Below are 24,004 nucleotides of genomic sequence, written 5' to 3'. Positions count from 1 at the left end.
CTGCGGCCGGAACCAGTCACAATGCGGCGACGAGCCCCTCGGCATCGTCGGTGGTGATCTGATCGACCCGTAGCTCGATGAGGCGGCGGGCCTGCCGGATCGAGTCCGCGTCGATGCCGGAGATCGTGTACGCGTCCACCCTCCGGTCGTGGGTGTGGAACACGCCGACCATGTCGAACCCACGGCGGTCCGCCTCGAGGATCAGGCGACGTTCCAGATAGACCATCTCGGCGTGCGGCGATGCGGTGATCGCGCGGCGGACGAACCCGTCGAAATCCTCCGACCGCAACACCCGGCGAAGGGCGCCGTGATGGCAGGGGTCGTAGCCGATTCGGATGCCGGGTACCGCATCGGTCAGTGTCCGAACGGCCTCGGCGACCCCGCACGAGAGGATCGAACTCGATGCCATCGGTGCGACCGCGGCGGCAAAATTGCGCACCGTCAGGTCGTCGAGGGCAGTGGCGTCCTGTTTGAAGTCCAGCTGGAGTAGGGCATCGGGGTGGACGTCGTGCTCCGCGAGCAGTTCAGGGAGATCGTCGAGTAGAAGGACCGGCTCGTCCACCGGGGCGCCGTCGTTGTCGCGGATACGCAGGGCGCGCAGTTGCTCGGCTGTCGCTGTGGAGACCCGGCCGCGACCGGTGGTGGCGTGCCCGAGGTCGAGATCGTGCAGGACGGCGAATCCGTTTTCGCCGTGGACCACCAGGTCGATCTCGACGCTGGCCCCCACCGTCATGCCCTCGACGATGCGCCGCGACGTGAACGGCGGGTCGTCGGGCCGACGCCGCGCGCGATGCCACTTGATCGAGGTCTTGTGACCCTCGTGGATCACCTCGACCGGTGGCACCGTGAAAGCCGTAGACGGATCGGTCTGCATCGACGTGACGCTACGCCGGGTGAATGAACGGGAGGCATCGGTGCGGTTCAGAATCGGGCGCTGGATCGGGTGATGTCGCGTGCCGGCGTCCGCACGAAACCGCACACCCGAAACTGCAACATGTTCTAGTTTGGGCACATGACACTTCGTGTGGTCGAGTGGTCGACCGGAACCGTCGGGAAGCATGCCATCGCGGGAATTGATGCCCGCCCGGACCTGGAGCTCGTCGGGGTATGGGTGTCCGATCCGGCGAAGGTCGGGCGCGACGCCGGTGAGCTGGCCGGACTCGGCCGAGAACTGGGTGTGACGGCGACGAACGATCGCGATGCGCTCCTCGCGCTGAATCCGGACTGCATCGTGCACACGGCGATGACCGATGACCGGATCTTCGAAGCGATCGACGATCTGATCGCCTTCGTCGAGGCCGGGATCAACGTCGTGTCCAGTGGCCCCGTGCTGTTGCAGTTCCCGCAGGGCATCCTCGACCGGGACCTGATCGAGCGAATCGAGGCGGCCGGCCGCACGGGCAATGCCAGCCTTCACGTGAACGGGATCGACCCGGGATTCGCCAATGACGTGCTGCCGCTGGCCATGACGAGCCTGTCGCAGCGGATCGACGAGGTCCGGTGTCTCGAGATCGCCGACTACTCCACCTACTACCAGCCGGTGGTGATGAAGACGATCTTCGGTTTCGGCCAGTCGATGGACGAGACCCCGATGCTGCTGCATCCGGGGGTGCTCTCGATGGGGTGGGGCAGCGTGGTCCGTCAGGTCGCCGCAGGTCTGGGGCTGACCCTCGACGAGCCTCTGGTGGAACGCTTCGATCGTGTTCCGGCAGAACGCGATTACTCCACGGTCTCGGTCGAGATCCCCCAGGGGAGCATGGCCGCCTTGCACTTCGAGGTGGTCGGCCAGGTCAACGGGGTCGACAGAGTGGTGCTCGAGCACTACACCCGCACCCACCCCGACCAATGCCCTGACTGGCCGACGCCGAACGAGGGGGACGGCTGCTACCGCATCCTGGTCTCCGGCGAACCCGAGATGAAGGTCGAGTTCACCCACCACGGCGAGAACGGCGACCACAACGTGTCCGGCATGATCGTCACCGCGATGCGGTTGGTCAATTCCGTTGCCGCCGTGGTGGATGCGAAACCCGGACTGGTGACAGCGCTGGATCTGCCTCCGGTGAGTGGTCGGGGGCTCGTGGCGGGGGCGTGACGGGGATTTCGACCTTCCGCTGGTCGAGTAGTCGCGAGCGGTGAGGAGCGACTCCCCTTCCGCTGGTCGAGTAGTCGCGAGCGGCAGCGAGTGATGTATCGAGACCTCCGAGCTGACTCGTCGATACTGAATTGGCAGAGGGGATTTCGATACGCGTCGGGCTCGCAGGCTCGCTCGTCGCTACTCAATCAGCAGTTTGACGCGTCGGGCTCGCAAGCTCGCTCGTCGCTACTCAATCAACGGGTGGTGTCACGCCTTTGCCATGTTCTTCTCGTTGTAGCGCCGCTTCCACTCGTCGCGCGAGCGGATCGACACATCGACGTCGGCCGCCGAGCGTCGCAGTGCACCCACAGTGATCTCGTCGCGTGTGTGGTTGTCGAGAGGGTTCCAATTGAAGAAGCGAGCCGAGTTCTCCCAGGAGATCTTGTTGATGTCCGTGTCGTCGGCGCCCACGTTCTGCAGTTCGCTCAGCATCTGTTCCGGCGCGTCCGGCCAGAAGCAATCGGAGTGCGGGTAGTCGCATTCCCAGGCGATGTTGTCGATGCCGATCTCGTGGCGCAGCAGCAGCGAAGTCTTGTCGGTGACGTAGCAGGCCAGCGAGTGGTCGCGGAAGACCTCGCTGGGTAGCTTGTCGCCGAAGTCGCGGCGTAGCCACTTCTGGTTCGTGTAGTGGCGGTCACTCCTGTCGAGATAGAAAGGTATCCAGCCGATCCCGCCTTCGGAGAAGGCGAACTTGAGATCAGGATAGGAACGCATCGCCGGTCCCCAGAGCAGATCCTGCGCGGCGAGTGCGGAGATCTGGCTCGCCAGGACCATCAGGCTGTCGATCGTCGAGTCCTTGGCCAGGTTGAGCGCGCCGAATCCGGTGCCGATGTGCAAGCACATCACCACGCCTGTGTCGGAGAGGGTTTCGAACACCGGTCCCCAGTAGTCCATGTTGTGGTAGCTCGGCAGTCCCTCGAGGTGAGGGAGTTCGGGCATGGTCACCGCGCGACAACCCTTGGCTGCCACCCGTCGAATCTCGGCACACATCGCTTCGACGTTCCAAGTGGGCAGCAGGGCCAACGGGATGAAGCGGTCGGGGTAGGCGCCCGCCCATTCATCGATGTGCCAGTCGTTGTAGGCCGACACCATCACGAGGGTGATGTCGCTCTGGTGCTGATTGAGGTGGCGCGCGGAGAATCCGGCGAAGGTGGGGAAACACATCGAGGCCCAGATCCCGTTGCGGCTCATGTCCCGCACGCGCTCATGGACGTTGTAGACCCCGGGTCGCATCTCGGCGAAACCTGCAGGATCGCGACCCCACTCCTCGGCGGGCCAGGAGACCACCGCATTGAGGCCGCTGACGCCGGCCTGCTTGCCCATGTAGATCCACTGGTCCACGCCCTTGTCGTCGGTGACCACGACCGGCGCGTCGTCGCGGTACTTGTCGGGTACGTGGCGCAAGAACATATCCGGCGGTTCGACGACGTGGTCGTCGATGCTGATCAGCACAAGGTCGTCAATGTTCATCCTCGTCTCCTTCGTCGCGGGGCTGGGGCGGGTGTGCGGGTCGGCGCCGTCATGGGTGATCGCGCCGGGTGATCCAGATCGAGCGTGCGGCAACGTCGCCGAGCACGATGTCGGTGCTTCCCTCAAGCGTCGAGATCGACATGGTTCCCGCGAACGGGCGCATCACTCCGACGGTGACGACGGCGTCGAGATTCAGGTCCACCTGATCGAAGTACTCGAGCATGTCCGGGTCGGAGTCATCGATCCTCGCGATCACACCCACGTCACCGACCGAGCATTCGGCCAGCCGGGTGAGCTCCAGGGGTGGAAGCACGCCGTGGGCGTCCGGGATCGGATCGCCGTGCGGATCGCGCGTCGGGTGGCCGAGTCGCGCGTCGATATGGTCGACGGCTCGGTCGGATGCGGCGTGCGCCAGGGCCACGGCATCGTCGTGAACTTCGTGCCATCCGTAGCCGAGTTCCCGGACCAGGAACGTCTCGAACAGCCGCTGCCGTCGGATGACCGCCAGCGCGACGGTCGTGCCGAGGGCGGTCAGTTGAACTGATCCGTAGCGCTCGTGAATCACCAACCCGCGCTCGGCGAGTCGACGCAGGCCGGCCGATGCCGTCGACGGCGCGACGCCGAGCTGATCGGCAACCGTCGATGTCGTCACCTTGGCGGCCGCCCACTCGCCGGCTTTCCAGATGGCGGTCAGGTAGTCGCACGACGACGTCGACAGGTCGGTGAGGATCGATGCGTTCGGTTCAGGTGCCATGGAGATCTCGACGCTCATGTGAGGAGCGTAACACTGATCTCCTGTGATGAGAATCTTGTTCTCCGGATGGTCGGACCATCGGAACTGCAGGGACTGTGGGTCCCGATCGGCCACGAGCCGACTAATGGTTCGCAGAGAGCGGTATTGGCATTCTCCAAAAATGGAAGTAACGTATCCGCTGATGGACTACACGACTGAAACCGCATCCGGCATCCCGTTGGAGAGTTCTTACGGACCGGCCGATCGGCCGACCACGCCGCCGAACCCGGGGGAGTATCCGTTCACACGCGGCAACTTCCCGACGGGCTACCGGGGTCGGTTGTGGACGTTTCGTCAGTACTCGGGGTTCGGGACCGCCGAGGAATCCAACCGTCGGTACCGGTACCTGCTCGACCAAGGTGGAACCGGTCTGTCGGTCGCGCTCGATCTCCCCACACAGTGCGGATACGACTCCGATGATCCCGAGGTCACCGAGGAGGTCGGCCGGGTCGGATGCGCCGTGGACACCCTCGCCGACGCCGAGATCCTCTTCGACGGCATCCCGCTGGACAAGATCAGCACCAGCTTCACGATCAACGGAACCGCGGCAATACTGCTCGCCCTCTACGTTGCGGCAGCGGAGCGAAAAGGGGTGCCGCGCGAAAAGCTGACCGGCACCATTCAGAACGACATCCTCAAGGAATACGCCTCCCGCGGGACCTGGATCTGGCCGCCGGAGCCGTCCCTGCGGTTGATCGCCGACACCATCGAGTTCTGCGCTGCCGAGGTTCCGCGGTTCAATGCGATCTCGGTGGCGGGAGCCCACTTCCGCGATGCGGGCGCGAATGCGGTGCAGGAGATGGCTTTCACCCTCGCCGACGGCGTGACCTACTGCGACACCGTCGTGGAGCGAGGGCGCATGTCGATCGACAAGTTCGCGCCGCAGATCTCGTTCTTCTTCTACACCCACGGTGACTTCTTCGAGGAGATCGCGAAATACCGCGCAGGACGGCGACGTTGGGCGACCATCGTCCGCGAGCGCTATGGCGCGACGTCGGACAAGGCGTCGATGTTCCGGTTCGGCTGCGTCGCCGGAGGTGCATCGCTGTATGCGCCGCAGGCGCAGAACAATCTGGTGCGTGTCGCCTACGAGGCGATGGCATCGGTCCTCGGCGGGGTGCAGTCGATGTTCACCGCCGCATGGGACGAGCCCTTCGCGTTGCCGAGTGAGGAGTCGGCCACCCTGGCGCTGCGGACGCAGCAGATTCTCGCCATGGAGACCGGCGTGACCAGGGTCGCCGATCCACTCGGCGGCTCGTATTTCGTGGAGGCGCTGACCGATGCCACCGAGGAGCGCATCGTCGAGATCATGTCGGATCTCGAGAATCACGGCGGCATGGTGCGTGCCATCGAGGACGGGTATCTGCAGGGTTTGATCGCCGACGAGGCCTATCGAATCCATCAGGAGATCGAGGCGGGCGACCGTCCGGTCGTCGGGGTCAACCGGTTCACCTCGCAGGAGGAGCCTCCGGAGATCGCCACCTACGAACTCGACGCCGAGGGTAGGGAACTGCAGTTGAAACGCCTGGCAAAGGTGAAGGCGGAGCGCGACGCCGGCGCGGTGGCGACGACGCTGGCGACACTGTCCCGCGCAGCGGAAGGGGACGAGAATCTGATGCATCCACTGATCGACTGTTGCAAGGCCTATTGCACGGTGGGCGAGATGGTTTCGGCTCTCAAGGATGTCTGGGGCGAGTTCTCCCAGCCGGTGGTGTTCTGATGACCGCCCGGATTCTGGTCGCCAAGCCGGGGCTGGACGGACATGACCGCGGTGCCAAGATCGTCGCGCGCACGTTGCGCGACGCCGGATTCGAGGTCATCTACACCGGTATCCGGCAGAAGATCGAGGACATCGTCTCGATCGCGTTGCACGAGGACGTCTCGGTGGTGGGCCTGAGCATCCTGTCGGGGGCCCATGTCGCCCTGACGACGCGGACCATCGACGCGCTACGGGCCGCCGACGCGGGGGACATCGGGGTCGTCGTCGGTGGGACGATTCCGCAGGGCGACGTCAAGAAACTTCTCGACGCCGGTGCGGCAGCAGTCTTCCCGACCGGAACCCCGCTGGAGGCGCTGGTGACCGAGGTCCGTGCGCTCACGGGCGTGACCGTGCCGTCTGAGTCGTGAGACGCCGTCCGGTCCCTGAGGAGCGAGCTTGCGATTGTCACCCCGGTCCCTGAGGAGCGAGCTTGCGAGCGTCACGAAGGGCGACCCTTCGTGACGGGCCTCCGCAGGCTCCGGCCCTCCTCAGGGATCGGCGGACTCTCACCCTGGTCCCTGAGGAGCGAGCGTCACCACCCGGTCCCTGAGGAGCGAGCTTGCGAGCGTCACGAAGGGCCACATAACAGCATTCACAGCTCACGAACCTGAAATATCGGAGGCAGCATGCGCGTCGGCGTGATGATCGGTCCAGAACGTGGTGATTCCGCGCGCAAGGTCGGTCGGATGATGAAGGACATCGAGTGGGCCGAGTCCGCCGGGATGGACACGGCATGGATTCCTCAGGTCCCGACGGACTTCGACGCCCTCATCACCATCGCCTTGATGGGCGCACGTACCAGCCGGATCGAGCTCGGCACCGCCGTTGTGCCCCTGCAGGCGCAACACCCGATCGCACTTGCGCGCCAGGCACTGTCTGCGCACGCGGCATCGGCCGGACGTCTCGCTCTCGGACTCGGCCCATCGCATCACTGGATCGTGCAGGACATGCTCGGCATTCCCTACGAGAAGCCGGCGCGATACACCCGCGACTATCTCGATGTACTCGACCAGGCCTTGCACGGCCCAGGTCCGGTGGACGTCGAGAACGATTCGTTCACGGTGCACAACCCACTCGAACTGGGTCCGGTCGCACCGATGCCGGTGTTCCTCGCGGCCCTGGGGCCCGTGATGTTGCGCCTGGCCGGGGAGCGGGCGGACGGCACGATCCTGTGGATGGCTGATGAGCGGGCCATCGCCGAGCACATCGCACCGAGCATCAACAAAGCTGCCGACGGCGTCGGTCGGCCGGCGCCCCGCATCGTCGCGGGTGTTCCCGTATGCCTCTGTCGCCCTACGGAAGTAGATGAGGCGCGGTCCCGGGCGAACCGAATTCTCGCCGAAGCGGAGTTCTCGCCCAACTATCAAAAGCTGCTCGAGCGCGGTGATGCCCGCGACGTCGGCGATCTGTGTGTCGCGGGAGACGAGGACGCCATTCTTGCCCGCCTGCGGGACTTCGAGAAGGCCGGTGTCACCGACATCTCCATGCGGCTGCTGCCCATCGGAGACACGCGCGACGAATTGGTCGCCTCGAAGTACCGTACGCGCGAGGTCATGGCAGAGCTGGCGAAGGAGTTGAGGTGACCGAGGGTCCGCTGTCCGGCATCCGCATCCTCGAGGTGGGGACAATGCTGGCTGGGCCTTACGCCACCATGACGCTGGCCGATCTCGGTGCCGAGGTGATCAAGATCGAGCCGACCACAGGCGAGATATCCCGCCAGGTCAGTGACGCCTACTTCGCCAGTCTGAATCGCGGGAAGCGCAGTATGTGTCTGGATCTCACGGTCGACGACGGCCGGCGTGTTCTCGGCGAACTCGTGGCGGACGCCGACGCACTGCTGGTCAATCTGAAGCCGTCGGCCATCCACCGACTGGGGCTCACGTATGACGCACTACGGAAGTACAACGAGAAGATCGTCTGCGTGGCGATCACCGGCTACGGACTGAATGCGGGTGACGACCCGGCCTTCGACTACGTGATCCAGGCCGCCACCGGCGTCGCTGCCCTGACCGGTGATCCGGCGGGTCCGCCTGTACTGCCGGGCTATTCGTCGGCGGACAACTCCACCGGTCTCACCGCGGCCCTCGGCCTCCTGGCGCAGATCATCTCGGGACGCGGGGGACAGATCGACGTGTCCTTGCGCGATGTCATGCTGTCGCAGTTGAACTATCATGCATCCGCGTACCTCAACGACGGCGTCTCTCCGGTGCGGCGGGCCGGCGGTGCACACTCGTACTATGTACCGGCCCAGATGTTCCCGACGTCCGATGGTCACATCGCCTTGTTCATCACCCACGACGGGTTCTGGCGCTCATTCGCGACCGAGGCGGGCATCGACGGGTTCTGGCAGATGGCCGAACGCGCGCAGCGACGCGAGGAAGTCCTCTCCGTGGTGACCTCGACGCTCGCAACCGACACCGCCGAGAACTGGGAGAAGCGGCTGAAGCCACTGGGCGTTCCGGTCGCCGCGGTGCGGACCCTTCCAGAAGCCTTGGCGGAGACGCCGGAGGTGGTCGTGGAGGCGGGCGGAGCCAGGACCGTCCGCTGTCCGATCGCGGTGTCCGACTACGTTCCTCGGTACCGTCCGGCGCCGATGCTGGGCGAGATGCCGACTCCCCACTCGTTGGTCGAGTAGTCCGAGCCGCGATTTCAACCGTTGGTCGAGTAGTCCGAGCCGCACCCCCATCCGTTGGTCGAGTAGTCCGAGCGCACGCCGTCCGCTGGTCGAGTAGTCCGAGCCGCTAGGCGAGGACGTTATCGAGACCTCCGGAACGAGCGAATCATCCTGCACCACCGAACGTGTCACACACACCCGATATCCTGAACGCAATCGATAGCTCAGACTCTGCGTTATCCACAGGCCGCCGCTGACCCGCCAAACGTGTCGGACGTACCCGATATTCTGATATCAGTCCCGTTCCCGCACAGCATCTCCCACCCGCGAAAGGCCTGGCGTGTTCACCTACACCGATCCCGCAGCTCCGCCCACCGTTGGTCGAGTAGTCCGAGCGCACGCCGTCCGCTGGTCGAGTAGTCCGAGCCGCACCCCACTCGTTGGTCGAGTAGTCCGAGCCGCTAGGCGAGGACGTTATCGAGACCTCCGGCACCCACCAATCTGACTGCACCACAGTTCTTGTCACACCCAACCGATATCCTGAAGTCAAATAGAAGCCGCAGCAATAGCCTGTTGTCCACAGGCACTGGATCAGCAACCGAAACTGTCAGACCCACCCGATACTCTGATATCAGTCCCATTCCCGCACAGCACCTCCCACTCACGAAAGGCCTAGCGTGTTCACCTACACCGACCCCGCAGCCGACGACAGCCTGTTGTCGTCGGTGGGTGCTGAGGGTTTGGGGGCGTTCGCGCGGGATGCGTTGCGGTTGAGTCGACAAGCCGAAGCACGCGCCTTGCTGATGGCCTACCACATCGGCGAAAGCGCCTACAACGAGCGACTGTTCGGAGCCGACGGCCGCCACCGCATGATCTTCGGCCAAACCGCCCGCAACACCGCGGTCGGGGAGATCTCCCTGGCATTGCGGATCAACAAAACCAAAGCCGGCGAATGGTACTCACTCGGCGCCTCCCTGCAGGAGTATCCGAAGATTCGGATGGCCTATCTGGCCGGCGAGTTCAGCACCCACCGCATGTCGGTGATGGTGCATGCCGCCGACATCGCGCCCAAAGGCGATCTGCGCGACCAACTCCCCGACCCCGACACCACTGACACCGACGCCGCTGAGCCGGCTGACGAGCCGACCGATCCGACCCTCGACGACCTCCTCGACGAAGACGACGAGGCCGACGACACCGACCCGGATGCCGAGGTGCAACCAGAACCACAACCCGACCAGGATGGGCCAGTCAGCTTCGAAGACCTCGCCCTGGAGCTGGGAAACCGGGCCTCCACCGACACCGCCCTGCGGGACGACCTCGCCGACGCGGTCATCAGCCTCGACCCCGACGGTGCTGCCGAATCCCGGGATGCGATCGCCGAAGCGTTCGAGAACATCACCTTCAGCAACGAAGCCGGCGGGCACATGAACCTCGATGCCTGCATGCCTGCCGAGCACGGCGTGCATCTACGCGACCGCATCACCAAGCTCGTCGCCGCACGCGTGTGTAAAAGCGACCCACGCACCCTCGGCCGCCAACGCATCCTCGCGTTCGGTGAGATCGTCGGCATCCCCGGCGCCAGCCTGGCGTGTGAATGCGGCGAGGACACCTGCACCGCAGGACAAGTCCGCGCCAGGCGCGGCAAGCGGAAGACGGCGGCGCCCACCGCCGGCGGCAATGTAGCGAGTCAGACCCACCCGGAGACAGCCGAAAGCACCGGCCGTGAGATCGACCCGAGCGACGGTGACGACGAGAATGGTCGGTCGCCGAGCAGCGCGTCCATCACCGCGCCCACCGACACCGATCCCACCGACGCCGAGCCGGCCGCATCCGCCGAGGACCATGACACCGCCGACGTCGACAGCACCGACGATGACGACACAACCGAGACCGGCAGCGAGACCGACGCCGGCACCGCTGACGACACCGGCACCGCTGACGACACCGGCAACGCTGACGACGACACCGACAGCACCGGACGGCCAGCCCCCGACCGAGCGCCCGCCGACCTCCCGACCCCACCGGCCTGGACTCTCCTGCACGACCCCACCGGCGTCGAACCCACCCGACTGCAGGGCTACGGCGCCATAGATCCCGCCCACGCCGAGAGACTCGCCCCGCAGGCGAAGATCATCACCGTCCCCACCGTCGCGACCCCGAAACCGGCCAGCCGACTGATCGTCATCGGCGATCGAGCCCTGGCACCACCCATCGACCCCACCGGACACGGCGGATTCGACATCCCACCACCCGGCGCGCTCATCTATCGACCACCCGACCGGATGCGTGCCGAGATCACCTACCTGGATCGACGCTGCCGCTACCCCTACTGCAGCCGACCATCGCACGAGTGCGAGCTCGACCACCTGGTGAAGTTCAACCATGCCGACCCACTGGCCGGCGGCTGGAGCGTGCCCTTCAACTTCGCACCGCTCTGCCGACCCGACCACCGCCGCAAGCACGACGGCGGCTGGATACCCACCATGCACACCGACCGCACCATCACCTGGCGTAACCTGCGCACCGGCGAGACGATCATCACCTACCCGCGGTGACCTCGAGGAATCGCATCGCCGGCGGCGGGTCCATCTGCATGGAGTCGGACATGGTGAACGTGCCGTTGCGTGCCGCCGCGAACAGGGCCTTGGCGGCCCCGCCGATGTCGTCGCAGTCGATCTCGTAGATCGACACATACGGGCCGGTGCCGTCGATCGGCGTCAATTGCCGAGCCGACACGAATCCGTCGAGGGCGAGCACCTCCGGCATGTGGACCTCCCGGTACCACGTGACGAACTCGTCCGCGCGGTCCGGTGAACTCGGATGACTCTCGACGAGCAGTGCGCCCTTGGCCATGGCTACTTCCTCCTGATCAACGGTGATACGGGTTGAAATATGATGCAGTGAAACGATATTCGGGTGAAACGTGTTGGCCGAAACGTCAGTCTTCGTAATCGACGACGGTATTCGGCGTGTCCGGAACACCCTGGCAGGTGAGGACATATCCGTCTTCGATCTCGTCGTCCTCGAGGGCATCATTGACGCGCATCGTCGCCGTGCCCTCGTCGAGATGGGCGATACACGTCGCGCAGTTGCCGGCCTCGCAGGAGAAGGGTGGCGTCAGCCCACCGCGCCGCGCCGCCTCGAGGATGGTCTCGCCGGGGACGCGGGGCACAGTGATCTTCTTGCGGCCGAGCTTGATCGTGAGGCTGCCCGCATCATCTGCCTCCGGCATCTCGTCGGCGGGTGCGGCGGACTCCGCGGCATCCTCCGCATCGGCGTCCGGTATCGGTGCGGCCGTACCGAACCGCTCGACAAACACGGTCCCGGACCCCGTCAACGCCGACTCGACGAGCGCCATGAACGGTTCGGGCCCGCACACATAGCTGTCCGCGTGGGTGTCGTCACCGACGAACTCGCGCACCGCGGCCTCGGTCAGGAAGCCGCCGTCGTCGTCGAGGCTGCGCACCACCGAGAACCGGTCGGGGTACTGACGTTGCAGCTCGGCCATCGCGGTCTCGAAGATGATCGACTCGCGATCACGGTCCGCACACAGCAGGCGAACCGGCCGGTCGGTGGTGGCCAGCGCGCTCTTGGTGAGGGACAGAACCGGAGTCACGCCGCTGCCCCCACTGAAACCGAGTAGCGGGACATCGGTGGCCTGCAGACAGAACGTGCCGGCGGCGCGCGTCATCTCCAGCACATCACCCTCGCCGACGTTGTCCAGAATCCAGTTTGACACCCGACCGCCCGGAACCCGCTTGACCGTGGTGGTGAGTTCGGAGTCGGACTCGGGCGCGCTCGACATCGAGTACGAGCGGTAGAGGACCTCGCCCTCGACGGTCACCCGGAACGTGCAGAACTGTCCGGCGCGATAACTCAACGGGCCTGACTCCGGTTCGAGCGTGAACGTCCGCGCGTCGTCGGTCTCCTTGACGACCCGGGTCACGGTGGCTCGCTGGAACAGCGGGGGTCTGGCCACGATTGGTTCCTCTCAACGGTCCGGTCACGGATGACGGTATCAGTGTCGGGCATTGCAATTCTGTCTAGATGAGAATTATATTCTCTCATTGAACGGATCAACTTCTCAAGGGTGTGCGGAGACGGTCGCCGGCGACCGGTGGACCAGGATCGAGGTGGCAGGTGGCCGAGGCGGCGCTGGTCTTCGACGATCGTGAGTACACGCGGTCGCAGATCGACGCGCTGGTCAACGGCTATGCGCGCAGCCTCTCCGCCCACGGCGTGGAAGCGGGTGCACGTGTCGCGTTGATGTCGTCGAACCGCCCCGAGTTCGTGGCGGCGACCTATGCGATCTGGCAGCTGGGCGCAGCGGTCGTGCTGATCAGTCCGGCATGGAAGGCCACGGAGGTGCGGCATGCGCTCGCGGTCTCCGAGGCGACGATCGGCGTCGGCGACAGCCCTGTACTCGCCTCGTTGGCCCCGATGCTGGACCTCGACGAGCCGGTCACTCCGTCGCCGGAACCGGTCCGGTCGTCCGAACCCGATCCCGAAGCCGACGCGGTCCTGGTCTTCAGCTCGGGCACCACGGGTATGCCCAAGGCGGTGCGGCATTCACACCGCTCACTGCGTGCCGCGATCGTGCACTGGCGCGATGCGCTGCAGATGACCTCGGCGGATCGCATCCAGGTGGTGACCCCGCCATCGCACATTCTCGGTCTGCTCAACATCGTCACCGCGATGGATGTCGGCGCCCGAATCCGCCTCGAACGGCGCTTCGATCTCGATCTGCTGCTGCGCCGCATCGCCGAGGACCGCATCACCATCGAGATGGCGGTCGCGCCCATCGCGCTCGCCATCGCGTCGCATCCCGCCCTCGAGACATTTGACCTGTCCTCGCTGCGCTACATCATGTGGGGCGCCACACCGGTGACGCACAGCGTGGCCGATACGGTCACCAGGCGCACCGGGGTGGAGTGGGTCCCGGCCTACGGTGCCAGCGAGATACCGGTCATCGCCTGCAATCCGCTCGACGGGCCGCGGCTCGACAGTGTCGGCAAGACCGTGCCCGGGGTCGAGCTGAGAATTGTCGATCTCGACACGGGAAGTCCTGTGCCGCTGGGTGCTCCAGGTGAGATCCAGCTGCGCGCCCCATCGCTGATGACGGGCTACCTCCCGCCCGATGCCAATCACGAGGCCTTCGATGACGGTTGGTACCGCACGGGCGACGTCGGATACGTCGATGACGACGGTTGGATCTTCCTGACCGACCGGTCCAAGGAGATGATCAAGACCCGCGGCTTCCAGGTCGCGCCCGCCGAGGTCGAGTCGGTGCTGCACACGCATCCCGCGGTCGCCGACTGCGCGGTGTTCGGCGTGCCCGACAGCGTCATCGGTGAGCGGATCGTGGCGGCCGTCGCGCTGAGCGGCCCCGCCGCCGACGACGAACTGATCGAGGCCGTCGCCGAGCGGCTGGCCACCTACAAATGTCCCAGCGAGATCGTCGTCGTCGACGACATCCCGCGTCTGCCCTCCGGGAAGGTGCTGCGTCGAGTGTTGAAGGAGAACCATGGATGTCCGGCTGACAAGTGAACAGGCGTTGCTGCGTGACGCCGCTGCCAAGCTCGCGGACGATCTCGGGCCGGGCTCGGTGGCCGACCTCGACGACGCGGCCCGCCGCGAACGGCTGAGGGCGGCGATCGGCCGGACCGGATGGTGCCGGTTGCGCTCCGACGGCGCATCAGGCGTCGAGGTGGCGATAGTCGCCGAGGAGTTCGGCCGCGGCCTCGTCGACGCGGCCTTCCTCGGGCCCATCCTCGCCGACGATCTCGCCCGGCACTTCGACGACGAGGTGCCGGCCACCGTGGCGATCGACTCGATTGCCTTGGATTCCGACGGCTACGAGCGGGTGATGACGCTCGACGATCGCCGTGTGCGATCCGGCAGCGCGGGCGCCGCGGTCGCCTCTCCCGACCTCACCCGCATGGCCAAACCCGTTGCCGTACTGGATGATGAGCCTATCGGTGTCCTGTCCGAGGAACATGCCCGCCGGTGGCGCGTGCTCGTGCTCGCGACCACGGCCGCAGACATGCTCGGCGCCGCCCGCGGTGCGCACGCACTGGCCTGCGACTACGCGAAGATCCGCGAACAGTACGGCAAGCCGATCGGCTCGTATCAGGCGATCGCCCACATGCTCGCCGACAGCCTCGCCCTGCTGGAGGGGACCACGAGCATCGTGCGGCACGCCGCCTGGGCCGTCGACGAACTCGAGCCTGACGTGGCCGAGAACGCCGCGCGGATGGCCAAGCTCTATGCCGCACGCGCCGCCCGAACCGTGTGTGAGAACGCGATCCAGGTCCACGGCGGCATCGGCAACACCTGGGAATGCCTGGCCCACGTGTACCTGCGACGAGTGCTGGTGGCGACCGAGACGCTCCCGGTGAGCCTGAAGGAGATCAACATTGGACTACCGTGATTCCGCCGACGAAGCCGCATTCCGCGATCGGCTGCGAACGTGGCTGGCCGACAACGCGAGTGACTTCCCGACATCGGGTGACGAGTACTGGGAACGCCAAGGTGAATGGCATCAGGCGCTCTACGGTGCCGGCTTCTTCGGGCTGTCCTGGCCGGCCGAGTTCGGTGGCCAGGACCTTCCCGCCGTCTACGACGTGATCCTCGACGAGGAACTGGCCCGTGCCGCCGCCCCACCGCGTCCCAGCCTGGGCTACCTGCTGCACGGCCTCGGCCGGCATGCGAGCACCGAACTGCAGCAACGCTTCCTGCCGGGCATGATCAACGGGACCGAACGCTGGTGCCAGGGTTTCTCCGAGCCCGGCGCCGGCTCGGACCTCGCGTCGTTGCGCACCACCGCGACCCTCGAGGGCGACGAGTACGTCATCAACGGGCACAAGATCTGGACGAGCTATTCCGACGTCGCCGACTGGTGTCTGCTGTTGGCCCGCACCGACTCCGAGGCGCCGCGTCACCGCGGCATCTCCGCGTTCATCGTCTCCATGGATCAACCCGGCATCGAACAGCGACCTCTGAAAATGATCAGCGGCATCACCACCGAGTTCGGTCAGGTGGCCTTCGACGGTGCGCGGGTGCCGGCCGATCAGATGGTCGGCGCCCCGGGTGAGGGATGGCCGCTGGCGATGACGGTGGTCGGCCACGAACGCGAACCGTCCACCCTCGGGTACGTCGCGCGCTACGGCAAACTGGTCCGGCACCTCGCCGCCCGCTCCGACGAGCACTCCGACGAGATCGCCTGGGCCGCCGTACAGACCGAGATGCTGCGGCTGCACGTGCGGCGTCGCCTGTCCGAGCAGCTCGACGGGTTGTCGCACACGTCGGAGGGGTCGCTCGACAAACTGCTGATGACCTGGGTGGATCAGTCGGTCGGCCACGCGGCGCTGTCGGCAGGCGGCACCCGCGATCCCGAACTGTTCGGTTCGTATCTCTACAGCCGCGCCCAGAGCGTGATGGGCGGGACCTCGCAGATCCAGAAGAACATCATCGCATCGAGACTGCTCGGATTGGGAGTGTGACATGTACGGGATGCCCGAGGAGATCGACGTCGCAGCTGAGGGCGCGCTGCGGATCATCTCCCTCAACCGGCCGGAGGCGCTGAACGCGGTCAACGACCCGCTGCACTCCGGACTCGCCGAGCTGTGGACGAGGCTCAGCGAGGATCAGGAGGTCCGCGCCGCCGTGCTGACCGGCAACGGAAAGGCCTTCTCCGCCGGCGGCGACTTCGGCTATCTCAAGGCGCTCGGCGGCGACTCCGCGCTGCGCGCCAAGACCATCCGGCACGGTCGTGAACTGGTCCTGGGTATGGCGCGTTGCCGGGTGCCGGTGATCGCGGCCGTCAACGGCCCGGCGGTGGGGCTGGGCTGCAGCCTCGTGGCGCTCAGCGACATGGTGTACATGAATCCGACTGCCTACCTTGCCGATCCGCATGTGCAGGTGGGCCTCGTCGCCGCAGACGGGGGACCGCTCACCTGGCCGCTGCACATCAGTCTGTTGCAGGCCAAGGAGTTCGCACTCACCGGCACCCGCATCGACGCCGAACGCGCCGTGTCGCTCGGCCTCGCCAACCACGTCGTCGACGACCCGCTCAGCGAGGCGATCGCCTGTGCGAAGAAGATGATGGAACTGCCGCAGCAGGCGGTCGAGTCCACCAAGCGGATGCTGAACATCCATCTGGAGCGGGCCGTGCTGGCCAGCCTCGACTACGCGAATGTCGCCGAGGACCAGTCGTTCCAGACCGAGGACTTCCGGGCGACCATCGCCCGGCTGACCGCACCGAAGAGCTGATCGGCTCCCCGCGGGGCGCGGTGCCGCCCGGTCGATCCCTCTCAGGACCGGGCGGCACCGCTACCGCATTCGAAACTCAGATGACCTGTGCGAGGAGCTGTTCGGATCGCTGTACCGTGCCGGTGATACCGTCGGCGCGCTGAGTGGCGAGCTGAACCGCCGCGGCGCCCATCGTCTCCGGCGGCTCCACCATGTCCGGTGGGATCTCCCGCCCACCGCCGGCCGCCTGCCAGCCCTCGGTGAGGACCACCCGCGACGGACTCAGACAGTTCACCGCGATGTCGTCGGCGCGAAGATCCTGTGCCAGGCCGAGATAGAGACGTTCCACCGCAGCCTTCGACACCCAATAGGCGTTCGAACCGCGATCGAGCATGCCGACCCCGCTCGTGGTGACCGCGATGAGCGAACCGCCGCCCCGCGCCCGCAGATGCGGGATGGCCGCCTTCGTCGCCAGGAAGGTGCCGGTGAGATTGACGTCGAGACACAGCTGCCAGCGCTTGACGGGCGTGGTCTCCACCGGGCCGAGCCACAGGACCCCCGCATTGGCGACGACGATGTCGATGCCACCGAGTTCGCGGACCACATCGTCGACAGCAGCCGTGACCGACCCCTCGTCGGTCACGTCACACACCACCGGCAGCGCGACACCACCGCCGCGGTTGATGCCGTCGGCGACGGTGTGAATCGTTCCCGGAACCCGGGTTTCGGTCTCGGTCCGGGCGGCGACCGCGACGGCGGCGCCCGCCGAGGCCAGCGCGGTGGCGATGGCGGCGCCGATACCGCGGCTGGCCCCGGCGACGAAGGCGACCTGCCCGTCGAGCGGGCCGCTCACTTCGGTGGGAACCGCAGGGCGCCGTCGAGGCGGATCACCTCGCCGTTGAGGTAGTCGTTGCTGCAGATGTGCTCGACGAGCGCCGCGTACTCCGGCGACTGGCCCATCCGCTTGGGCCACGGAACCTGCTTGCCCCAATGCTCTTCGAGCATGTCGGCATGCTTCCCGTAGGCCGGTGTGTTGAACGTCCCGGGCGCGATCGTCACCACGCGGATACCGAGTGGCGACAGGTCGCGGGCCGCGACGAGCGTCATGCCGACCACACCGCCTTTGGCGGCAGAATAGGGGAGCTGACCGATCTGCCCCTCGTACGCGGCGATCGAGGCGGTGTTCACGATGACGCCACGGCCTGTCTCGCCGGCCTCCTGACGTGCGATGGCGGCCGCCGACAATCGCATCACATTGAAGACGCCGGTCAGATAGACGTCGATGGTGGTGCGGAAGCCGTCGAGATCGAGTGGGCTGCCGTCCTTGCCGACGAGGCGGCCACCCGACGCGGGACCACCATGCGTGTCGACCGAGATCCGGAACGGACCCTTCTCCTCGGCCTCCGCGATCGCGGCGTTGACGTCTTCGGTGACCGTTGCGTCGGTGCGCACGTAGCGCACCCCGAGCTCGGCCTCGAGTTCCTTGCCCTTCTCATCCGCGAGGTCGGCGATCACCACGTGGGCGCCTGCGGCATGGAGGCGTCGCACGGTCGCCTCGCCCAGGCCCCCGGCGCCACCGACGACGACCGCAGAGCTCCCTCTGATCTCCATGAGATCTCCCTTCTTGCAACTTGTGCTCTCACTCTGAGAGAATAATGTTCTCATGAACATCACCATGATTCTCGATATGGCGTCAAGCCTCGACGACCGATTGGTCGTGACGTCGGGCAAACGCTCCGTCACGGCGTCCGAGCTGCAGCGACTGGCACGCAGGGCTGCTGATTCGGTTCGTGGTGCGACCGCCATCGTCTATGAAGGGGTCAACCACCTCGCCTATCCGGTGGCCCTGTTCGGCGCCGTCTACGCCGGAATCCCGTTCGTGCCGCTGAACTACCGGCTCGGGGACGCTGCTCTCACCGCTCTGGAAGCCAAACACGACGGGGCGCGAATCCTGCGGTCGGCGGATGTCGACGGGTGGATCGCCGAACTCGACGATCGACCCGATCCGGCGGACGAGGATCTCGACGGCGACCTCACCGACCCGGACGCGATCGCGGTGGTGATCTACACCAGTGGCACGACCTCGGAACCCAAGGCTGCGGTCCTGCGCCATCGGCATCTCATGGCATATGTGCTGAACACTCTCGAGTTCGCCTCCGCTGCAGTGGATGACGCAACGCTCATCGCTGTTCCGCCATATCACATCGCCGGTCTCACGAACCTGATGTCGAATCTCTACACGGGACGCCGGGTCGTCTATGCGAGCAGTTTCGACGCCCGGCAGTGGATCGACACGGTGCGGGAGGAGTCGGTGACCCATGCCATGCTCGTGCCGACGATGCTCGCACGTGTGGTCGACGTCCTCGCCGAGGACGGCGGCGGCATCCCCTCGCTGGCTAGTCTCGCCTACGGCGGCGCGCGGACTCCGCGGCCGGTGATCGAACGTGCGCTCGAGGTGTTGCCGGAGACGGGATTCGTCAACGCCTACGGCCTCACCGAGACCGCCTCGTCGATCGCCGTGCTGGCTCCGGACGATCATCGCAGCGCCGCAGCATCATCCGATCCCGCGGTACGTGCGCGGCTCGGCTCCGTCGGCCGTGCGTTGCCGGGGATCGACGTCGAGATCCGCGACGAGAGGGGCGCGCTCCTTCCTCCTGGGCAGGACGGCCTCGTCTACGTGCGTGGTGACCAGATCTCGGGTGAGTACGGCGATCGCAGTGTGCTCGACGACGGCGGTTGGTTCGCCACCCGCGACCTCGGCCGACTCGACGCCGATGGCTACCTCTACATCGAGGGCAGGGCCGACGACACGATCATCCGTGGGGGCGAGAACATCGCCCCGGCCGAGATCGAAGACGTCCTCGTTGCTCACCCGGCGGTCAGCGAGGCCGCGGTTGTCGGTGTCCCCGACCCGGAATGGGGCCAGCGTCTGGTTGCGGTGATCGTCGGCGACGGCGATCCCGAGGAGATCCGGTCCTGGGTGAAAGCTCGCCTGCGTTCGTCGAAGACGCCCGACTCCATAGTCATCACCACCGAACTCCCGCGCACCGAGACGGGAAAACTGGTTCGTCGCAAGCTCTTGGCGGACCTCACAGCCTCGGACACGACACCAGAACTGGAGAAGAACAATGCCTGAAGCCGTCATCGTCGCCGCTCGGCGTACGCCGATCGGAACCGCGTTCAAGGGGACGCTGCGCGACACCGACGCATTCGATCTCGCCGAGCACACCGTCGCGGCCGTTGTCGAGGATCTCGGTTCGGCGCCGATCGACGACGTCATCCTCGGTGAGGGGCTCTACGGTGGCGGCGTGATCGCACGCCACGCGGCGATCACCGCAGGCCTCGGCGAGGTGCCCGGGTTGGCCGTGAACCGGCACTGCGCTGCGGGTCTGGCCGCCGTGCAGACGGCCGCCGGTAGCATCCGCGCCGGGATGGACACGTTGATCCTCGCCGGCGGTGTCAACTCCGCATCCACATCGCCGAAATCGAAGTTCCGCGTGGGCGACGACTGGATCGACCCGTGGATGTCGCCGACCCACCCGAATCAGCCGGATGCGCCGAACCGCGACATGTCCATCACCGTCGGCTGGAATGCCGCTGTCGAGGCGGGGATCTCGCGCACCGAGATGGACGAGTGGGCGCTGCGGTCACATCGCAACGCCATCACCGCGATCGACGAAGGCCGCTTCGCCGACGAGGTCGTGCCGATCAAGACGGTGCACGGTCTGTTCTCGGTCGACGAACATCCGCGCCGCGACACCAGCATCGAGAAGCTGGCCTCGCTCAAACCGCTGCATCCGGAAATCGACGGGTTCTCCATCACCGCCGGAAACGCCTGCGGGGCCAACGATGCGGCCGCGGTGCTCGCCGTGGCCAGTGACGAACTCGGCCTGCCGGCACTCGCCACCGTGCGGTCCTGGGCGTCGGTGGGTGTCGATCCGGCACGGACCGGGTTGTCGCCGGTGACCGCGATTCCGAAGGCCCTGGAGCGAGCAGGCCTCGGTCTCGCCGACGTCGACCTCTTCGAGATCAACGAAGCGTTCGCCGCGAACTGTCTTGCATGCGTGCGCCTGCTCGACATCGACCCCGACCGGGTGAATGTCAGCGGCAGCGGCTGTTCGTTGGGGCATCCGGTCGCCGCCAGCGGAGCCCGCATGCTCACCACTCTCGTCTACGAACTCCGCAGGCGGGGAGGCGGAATCGGCGTCGCATCGATGTGCGCCGGCGGCGGACTCGGATCGGCAACGGTCATCGAGGTCCATGGCTGACGACCGGCCGACGAACGCCCGGCCGATCGGGGAGTTGTTGGCGGCCGCGCGCGGCGGCTCGGCACGCGCGGCCGGACGGCTGCTGACCCATGTGGAAGGCGAGGGCCGGGCATCGGTACTCGAAGCCATCGGTCCCCCACGCGGGACCATCTCCGTCATCGGCATCACCGGACCGCCGGGGGCGGGCAAATCGACCACGATCACCGCCCTGGTGGCCGCCTACCGCGCACGGGGCACCCGGGTGGCCGTGCTCGCGGTCGACCCGACCTCGCCCTACAGCGGGGGTGCGCTCCTCGGCGACCGTATCCGGATGACCCAGCACATCGATGACCCCGATGTACTCATCCGGTCGATGGCCACCCGCGGACACCTCGGGGGCCTCACCTCTGCGGTGCCGGCAGCAATCCGGCTACTCGAAGCGCTCGGGCACGATATCGTCCTCGTCGAGACGGTGGGTGTCGGGCAGTCCGAGGTCGAGGTGTCCGCGATCGCGGATCCCACTGTCGTCGTTCTGAATCCCGGCGCGGGCGACGCCGTCCAGGCCGCGAAGGCGGGTTTGCTCGAGGCGGCCGACATCCTCGTCGTGAACAAGGCCGACCGTGACGGCGCCCAGCAAACCGTGCGTGACCTGCGGATGGAGTCGCATGCACCGGTGTTGACGCTCGTCGCCTCGCGCTCCGAGGGCATCGACGAGTTGGTGGACACGATCGACCGACACCGCCGTGACGACGATGCGACGCGCCGAACCGCGCGAGTGCGTTCGCAGGTCCTGTCGCTGGCCATGACACGGCTGCGGACCCATCCGGCGCTCGGCGACGTCGTCGACGACGTCGTCACCGGGCGGTGTGACGTCTATTCGGCCGTCGAACACCTCGTGATACCGCGGTAGTCGACCCGACCGTCATCGGTGAGGTCAGGCGAACTCCGGGACGAACTGCGGCAGATCGAGACTCGTGCGTATACCCGGTGGTGCGGCACAGACGTGGGCGACGGCGTTGACCGCACGATTGGCCGTGTAGCCGGGGGTCGTCTCGGCGAGATCCTCGGGGGCCAAGGGCATCCGGATGTCGACGGAGAGGGGCGCGTCACCGTCCACCCGGATTCGCCAGCCCGTCGGCAGGAGATCCCAGTTCGAATCGAGTTGCTCGGTGCAATACCAGGTCGGTCGGAAGCGAACGACAGGGCGGCCATCCGCACAGCCGCACACCGTGATCCGTTGGGCACCGACGGTACCGGACTCGAGCATGCCTGCCGCGATCGACACCGCGGACCCGACGGTGGCGACCTCCCCGGAGACCTCGATGGTGTCGACGGTCAATCCGACGGACTCGGCGAGGAGTTGCAGCGACGGACCGAAGCTCGCGCGCAGATGCTCCAATCGGCCCTGGTCGAAGGCGGCCGGGTGCTGCCCGAACCCCATGATCCCGAACAACAGATCCGGTGAGTTGCGCTCGGACAGGTCGGCGTACTCGTCGATCCGGATCTCGTCGACATGTCGCTGCAACGACAGGAGGGTCATCGGGAGCGCCTCGGTGATGAATCCGGGGCTGCTGCCGGTCGAGTGGATCGACGCGCCGCCGTCGCGGCACGCCCGTTCGATGCGTTCGCGGACCACCGGATCCATGCTGCGAGGGCGGTGGAACTCGACTCGTGTGGTGACGACGTTGATTCCGGAACGGAGAAGTCGTTCGACGTCGTCGACGTCGAGAACCGCCGGCATGTAGAGAACACAATCGGGACGCAGGGCGATGATGTCATCGATCCTGTCGGTTGCGGTCACCCCGGTGGTGGACGTCCCGGCGAGAACACCGGCGTCGACCCCGACCTTCTCCGCAGAGGTCACGTACACGCCGGCGAGTTGCAGACTCGGATGCCCGATGATGCCGCGTAACGCGCGGGAACCGATGTTCCCGGTCGCCCACTGGACACACCGGTGTCCGCTTCTGGGTTCGTCCGCCGTGCGGGATGTCGCGTGGTCGACAGCGGTCATGTCGGGATCCGCACCACAGCCTCCTGCGCGAAAGAGGCCAGGAGATCGCCGTTTCGAGCGATCATGTCGCCGCGTCCGTAACACCGACCAGAGGCGATGATCGGGCTGTCCTGCCGGATCAACAGCCAGTCGTCGGTGCGCAACGGGCGGTGGAACCACATGGTGTGCGACGTGACCGCGGAGTGAAAGGCAGTGCCGTTGCCGCCCTGGCTGTAGCCGTCGAGTGCGCGAAGTGCCGTCCCGATCACGGTCAGGTCGGTCGCGTAGGCGGCCACCGACGGATACGCGCTGTCGTCGTCGGCCGGGGGAGTGCGCATCCACATCTCGTAATGAGGTGGGCCACTTGCCGGATCGTCGAGATCGTCGTGCGAGCGGACCTCCCAGGGCAGCAGACTCATCTGCCGCTGATCGTCGGCTCCGGGGAGATCCGGCACCGTGTCCAGGGTCTGCACGTCGGGGCCGCCATCGGGGACATGCATCGCGACAGTCGCCACGGCGATCGACCTGTCGGTCTGGGTGGCGCTGACCTGGAGCGTGTCGAAGGATCGGCCTCGATGGCAGTGGTGCACCTCGTAGTGGACGTCCTCATCGACGAGACCCTCACGCATGAAGTTGGTGTGGAGGGACCGAATCGTCTTGTCGGGGCTGGCGATCGCTGCGGCCGCCACGAACTGGGCCAGCAGTTGTCCACCGAACAGTCGTTTGTAGGGGAGTGACATGTTG

At 66.3% G+C, this 24,004-nt stretch carries 22 protein-coding genes; 13 read left to right on the top strand and 9 right to left on the bottom strand.

Annotated features, from left to right (window positions below):
* Positions 1 to 16: 16 nt before the first annotated feature.
* On the bottom strand, positions 17 to 874 hold the full coding sequence (locus VZC37_RS04270) for a glycerophosphodiester phosphodiesterase (protein ID WP_330431160.1): 858 nt from the start codon (positions 872 to 874) through the stop codon (positions 17 to 19).
* 138 nt (positions 875 to 1,012) lie between these two features.
* Here VZC37_RS04270 and VZC37_RS04265 point away from each other — a divergent pair, with 138 nt between their 5' ends.
* On the top strand, positions 1,013 to 2,092 hold the full coding sequence (locus VZC37_RS04265; protein WP_330431159.1) for an NAD(P)H-dependent amine dehydrogenase family protein: 1,080 nt from the start codon (positions 1,013 to 1,015) through the stop codon (positions 2,090 to 2,092).
* A 249-nt stretch (positions 2,093 to 2,341) separates the two neighbouring features.
* Here the strand turns inward: VZC37_RS04265 and VZC37_RS04260 are convergent, their stop codons facing one another.
* Both VZC37_RS04260 and VZC37_RS04255 read right to left on the bottom strand, forming a co-directional pair.
* Positions 2,342 to 3,604, bottom strand: a complete 1,263-nt coding sequence (locus tag VZC37_RS04260; RefSeq protein ID WP_330431158.1) for an amidohydrolase family protein — start codon at positions 3,602 to 3,604, stop codon at positions 2,342 to 2,344.
* A 49-nt stretch (positions 3,605 to 3,653) separates the two neighbouring features.
* Positions 3,654 to 4,376 carry a metal-dependent transcriptional regulator gene (locus VZC37_RS04255; RefSeq protein ID WP_330431157.1) on the bottom strand — a complete coding sequence of 241 codons (723 nt, stop codon included), beginning with the start codon at positions 4,374 to 4,376 and terminating at the stop codon, positions 3,654 to 3,656.
* 163 nt (positions 4,377 to 4,539) lie between these two features.
* Here VZC37_RS04255 and VZC37_RS04250 point away from each other — a divergent pair, with 163 nt between their 5' ends.
* From VZC37_RS04250 to VZC37_RS04230, 5 genes are all read left to right on the top strand, one after another.
* Positions 4,540 to 6,117, top strand: a complete 1,578-nt coding sequence (locus VZC37_RS04250) for a methylmalonyl-CoA mutase family protein (protein ID WP_330431156.1) — start codon at positions 4,540 to 4,542, stop codon at positions 6,115 to 6,117.
* Positions 6,117 to 6,524 carry a cobalamin B12-binding domain-containing protein gene (locus VZC37_RS04245; RefSeq protein ID WP_330431155.1) on the top strand — a complete coding sequence of 136 codons (408 nt, stop codon included), beginning with the start codon at positions 6,117 to 6,119 and terminating at the stop codon, positions 6,522 to 6,524. The genes VZC37_RS04250 and VZC37_RS04245 overlap by 1 nt, the downstream gene beginning before the upstream one ends.
* Positions 6,525 to 6,782: 258 nt before the next feature.
* A complete protein-coding gene (locus VZC37_RS04240; RefSeq protein WP_330431154.1) occupies positions 6,783 to 7,739 on the top strand; it encodes an LLM class F420-dependent oxidoreductase in 957 nt (318 codons plus the stop codon).
* Positions 7,736 to 8,791, top strand: coding sequence for a CaiB/BaiF CoA transferase family protein (locus VZC37_RS04235; RefSeq protein WP_330431153.1), 1,056 nt, complete (start codon positions 7,736 to 7,738; stop codon positions 8,789 to 8,791). Before VZC37_RS04240 ends, VZC37_RS04235 begins: the two co-directional genes overlap by 4 nt.
* A gap of 656 nt (positions 8,792 to 9,447) precedes the next feature.
* Positions 9,448 to 11,328, top strand: coding sequence for an HNH endonuclease signature motif containing protein (locus VZC37_RS04230; RefSeq protein WP_330431152.1), 1,881 nt, complete (start codon positions 9,448 to 9,450; stop codon positions 11,326 to 11,328).
* Here VZC37_RS04230 and VZC37_RS04225 read toward each other — a convergent pair.
* Positions 11,312 to 11,626, bottom strand: a complete 315-nt coding sequence (locus tag VZC37_RS04225) for a hypothetical protein (RefSeq protein ID WP_330431151.1) — start codon at positions 11,624 to 11,626, stop codon at positions 11,312 to 11,314. The two genes, VZC37_RS04230 and VZC37_RS04225, sit on opposite strands and share 17 nt — an antisense overlap.
* A gap of 85 nt (positions 11,627 to 11,711) precedes the next feature.
* Entirely contained in the window at positions 11,712 to 12,752 is a 1,041-nt protein-coding gene (locus VZC37_RS04220) for a ferredoxin--NADP reductase (RefSeq protein ID WP_330431150.1), read from the bottom strand.
* Positions 12,753 to 12,913: 161 nt separating this feature from the next.
* Between VZC37_RS04220 and VZC37_RS04215 the strand changes: the two genes are divergently transcribed.
* From VZC37_RS04215 to VZC37_RS04200, 4 genes are read left to right on the top strand one after another with little or no spacing between them, the layout of a single operon-like run.
* Positions 12,914 to 14,320, top strand: a complete 1,407-nt coding sequence (locus VZC37_RS04215; RefSeq protein ID WP_330431149.1) for a class I adenylate-forming enzyme family protein — start codon at positions 12,914 to 12,916, stop codon at positions 14,318 to 14,320.
* On the top strand, positions 14,298 to 15,203 hold the full coding sequence (locus tag VZC37_RS04210) for an acyl-CoA dehydrogenase family protein (RefSeq protein WP_330431148.1): 906 nt from the start codon (positions 14,298 to 14,300) through the stop codon (positions 15,201 to 15,203). The genes VZC37_RS04215 and VZC37_RS04210 overlap by 23 nt, the downstream gene beginning before the upstream one ends.
* Positions 15,190 to 16,275, top strand: a complete 1,086-nt coding sequence (locus tag VZC37_RS04205; RefSeq protein ID WP_330431147.1) for an acyl-CoA dehydrogenase family protein — start codon at positions 15,190 to 15,192, stop codon at positions 16,273 to 16,275. Before VZC37_RS04210 ends, VZC37_RS04205 begins: the two co-directional genes overlap by 14 nt.
* Position 16,276: 1 nt before the next feature.
* Positions 16,277 to 17,044 (top strand): enoyl-CoA hydratase/isomerase family protein, encoded by a 768-nt coding sequence (locus tag VZC37_RS04200; protein ID WP_330431146.1) that lies wholly within the window; start codon positions 16,277 to 16,279, stop codon positions 17,042 to 17,044.
* Between the two features lie 76 nt (positions 17,045 to 17,120).
* Here the strand turns inward: VZC37_RS04200 and VZC37_RS04195 are convergent, their stop codons facing one another.
* Entirely contained in the window at positions 17,121 to 17,876 is a 756-nt protein-coding gene (locus tag VZC37_RS04195) for an SDR family NAD(P)-dependent oxidoreductase (protein ID WP_330431145.1), read from the bottom strand.
* Entirely contained in the window at positions 17,873 to 18,634 is a 762-nt protein-coding gene (locus VZC37_RS04190; RefSeq protein ID WP_330431144.1) for an SDR family oxidoreductase, read from the bottom strand. Before VZC37_RS04190 ends, VZC37_RS04195 begins: the two co-directional genes overlap by 4 nt.
* Before the next feature lie 52 nt (positions 18,635 to 18,686).
* Here VZC37_RS04190 and VZC37_RS04185 point away from each other — a divergent pair, with 52 nt between their 5' ends.
* Genes VZC37_RS04185 through meaB form a run of 3 tightly spaced genes read left to right on the top strand, consistent with a single transcriptional unit; the run spans position 18,687 to position 22,180 of the window.
* Positions 18,687 to 20,159, top strand: a complete 1,473-nt coding sequence (locus VZC37_RS04185; RefSeq protein WP_330431143.1) for a class I adenylate-forming enzyme family protein — start codon at positions 18,687 to 18,689, stop codon at positions 20,157 to 20,159.
* Positions 20,152 to 21,291: a thiolase family protein gene (locus VZC37_RS04180; RefSeq protein WP_330431142.1), complete on the top strand. Its 1,140-nt coding sequence runs from the start codon at positions 20,152 to 20,154 to the stop codon at positions 21,289 to 21,291. Before VZC37_RS04185 ends, VZC37_RS04180 begins: the two co-directional genes overlap by 8 nt.
* The gene (meaB, locus tag VZC37_RS04175) at positions 21,284 to 22,180 is read left to right on the top strand and encodes a methylmalonyl Co-A mutase-associated GTPase MeaB (protein WP_330431141.1); all 897 of its coding nucleotides are present in this window, start codon (positions 21,284 to 21,286) and stop codon (positions 22,178 to 22,180) included. Before VZC37_RS04180 ends, meaB begins: the two co-directional genes overlap by 8 nt.
* A 24-nt stretch (positions 22,181 to 22,204) precedes the next feature.
* On the opposite strand, the gene VZC37_RS04170 is transcribed toward meaB, so the two are convergent.
* Both VZC37_RS04170 and VZC37_RS04165 read right to left on the bottom strand, forming a co-directional pair.
* The gene (locus tag VZC37_RS04170) at positions 22,205 to 23,281 is read right to left on the bottom strand and encodes an NAD(P)H-dependent amine dehydrogenase family protein (RefSeq protein WP_330431140.1); all 1,077 of its coding nucleotides are present in this window, start codon (positions 23,279 to 23,281) and stop codon (positions 22,205 to 22,207) included.
* Entirely contained in the window at positions 23,278 to 24,000 is a 723-nt protein-coding gene (locus tag VZC37_RS04165) for an acyl-CoA thioesterase (protein WP_330431139.1), read from the bottom strand. Before VZC37_RS04165 ends, VZC37_RS04170 begins: the two co-directional genes overlap by 4 nt.
* Positions 24,001 to 24,004: the final 4 nt, after the last annotated feature.

Origin of the sequence: Gordonia sesuvii, from assembly GCF_036350415.1 — a bacterium.
Lineage (GTDB): Bacteria > Actinomycetota > Actinomycetes > Mycobacteriales > Mycobacteriaceae > Gordonia > Gordonia sesuvii.
This window is presented reverse-complemented; position numbering and strand designations above follow the sequence as displayed.

Coding starts and splice junctions, on each gene's coding strand:
- VZC37_RS04250 (WP_330431156.1), top strand. CDS start 4,540: ATGGACTACACGACTGAAACCGCATCCGGCATCCCGTTGGAGAGTTCT.
- VZC37_RS04240 (WP_330431154.1), top strand. CDS start 6,783: ATGCGCGTCGGCGTGATGATCGGTCCAGAACGTGGTGATTCCGCGCGC.
- meaB (WP_330431141.1), top strand. CDS start 21,284: ATGGCTGACGACCGGCCGACGAACGCCCGGCCGATCGGGGAGTTGTTG.
- VZC37_RS04190 (WP_330431144.1), bottom strand. CDS start 18,634: ATGGAGATCAGAGGGAGCTCTGCGGTCGTCGTCGGTGGCGCCGGGGGC.
- VZC37_RS04185 (WP_330431143.1), top strand. CDS start 18,687: ATGAACATCACCATGATTCTCGATATGGCGTCAAGCCTCGACGACCGA.
- VZC37_RS04180 (WP_330431142.1), top strand. CDS start 20,152: ATGCCTGAAGCCGTCATCGTCGCCGCTCGGCGTACGCCGATCGGAACC.
- VZC37_RS04170 (WP_330431140.1), bottom strand. CDS start 23,281: ATGACCGCTGTCGACCACGCGACATCCCGCACGGCGGACGAACCCAGA.
- VZC37_RS04255 (WP_330431157.1), bottom strand. CDS start 4,376: ATGAGCGTCGAGATCTCCATGGCACCTGAACCGAACGCATCGATCCTC.
- VZC37_RS04165 (WP_330431139.1), bottom strand. CDS start 24,000: ATGTCACTCCCCTACAAACGACTGTTCGGTGGACAACTGCTGGCCCAG.
- VZC37_RS04245 (WP_330431155.1), top strand. CDS start 6,117: ATGACCGCCCGGATTCTGGTCGCCAAGCCGGGGCTGGACGGACATGAC.
- VZC37_RS04210 (WP_330431148.1), top strand. CDS start 14,298: ATGGATGTCCGGCTGACAAGTGAACAGGCGTTGCTGCGTGACGCCGCT.
- VZC37_RS04265 (WP_330431159.1), top strand. CDS start 1,013: ATGACACTTCGTGTGGTCGAGTGGTCGACCGGAACCGTCGGGAAGCAT.
- VZC37_RS04225 (WP_330431151.1), bottom strand. CDS start 11,626: ATGGCCAAGGGCGCACTGCTCGTCGAGAGTCATCCGAGTTCACCGGAC.
- VZC37_RS04260 (WP_330431158.1), bottom strand. CDS start 3,604: ATGAACATTGACGACCTTGTGCTGATCAGCATCGACGACCACGTCGTC.
- VZC37_RS04200 (WP_330431146.1), top strand. CDS start 16,277: ATGTACGGGATGCCCGAGGAGATCGACGTCGCAGCTGAGGGCGCGCTG.
- VZC37_RS04270 (WP_330431160.1), bottom strand. CDS start 874: ATGCAGACCGATCCGTCTACGGCTTTCACGGTGCCACCGGTCGAGGTG.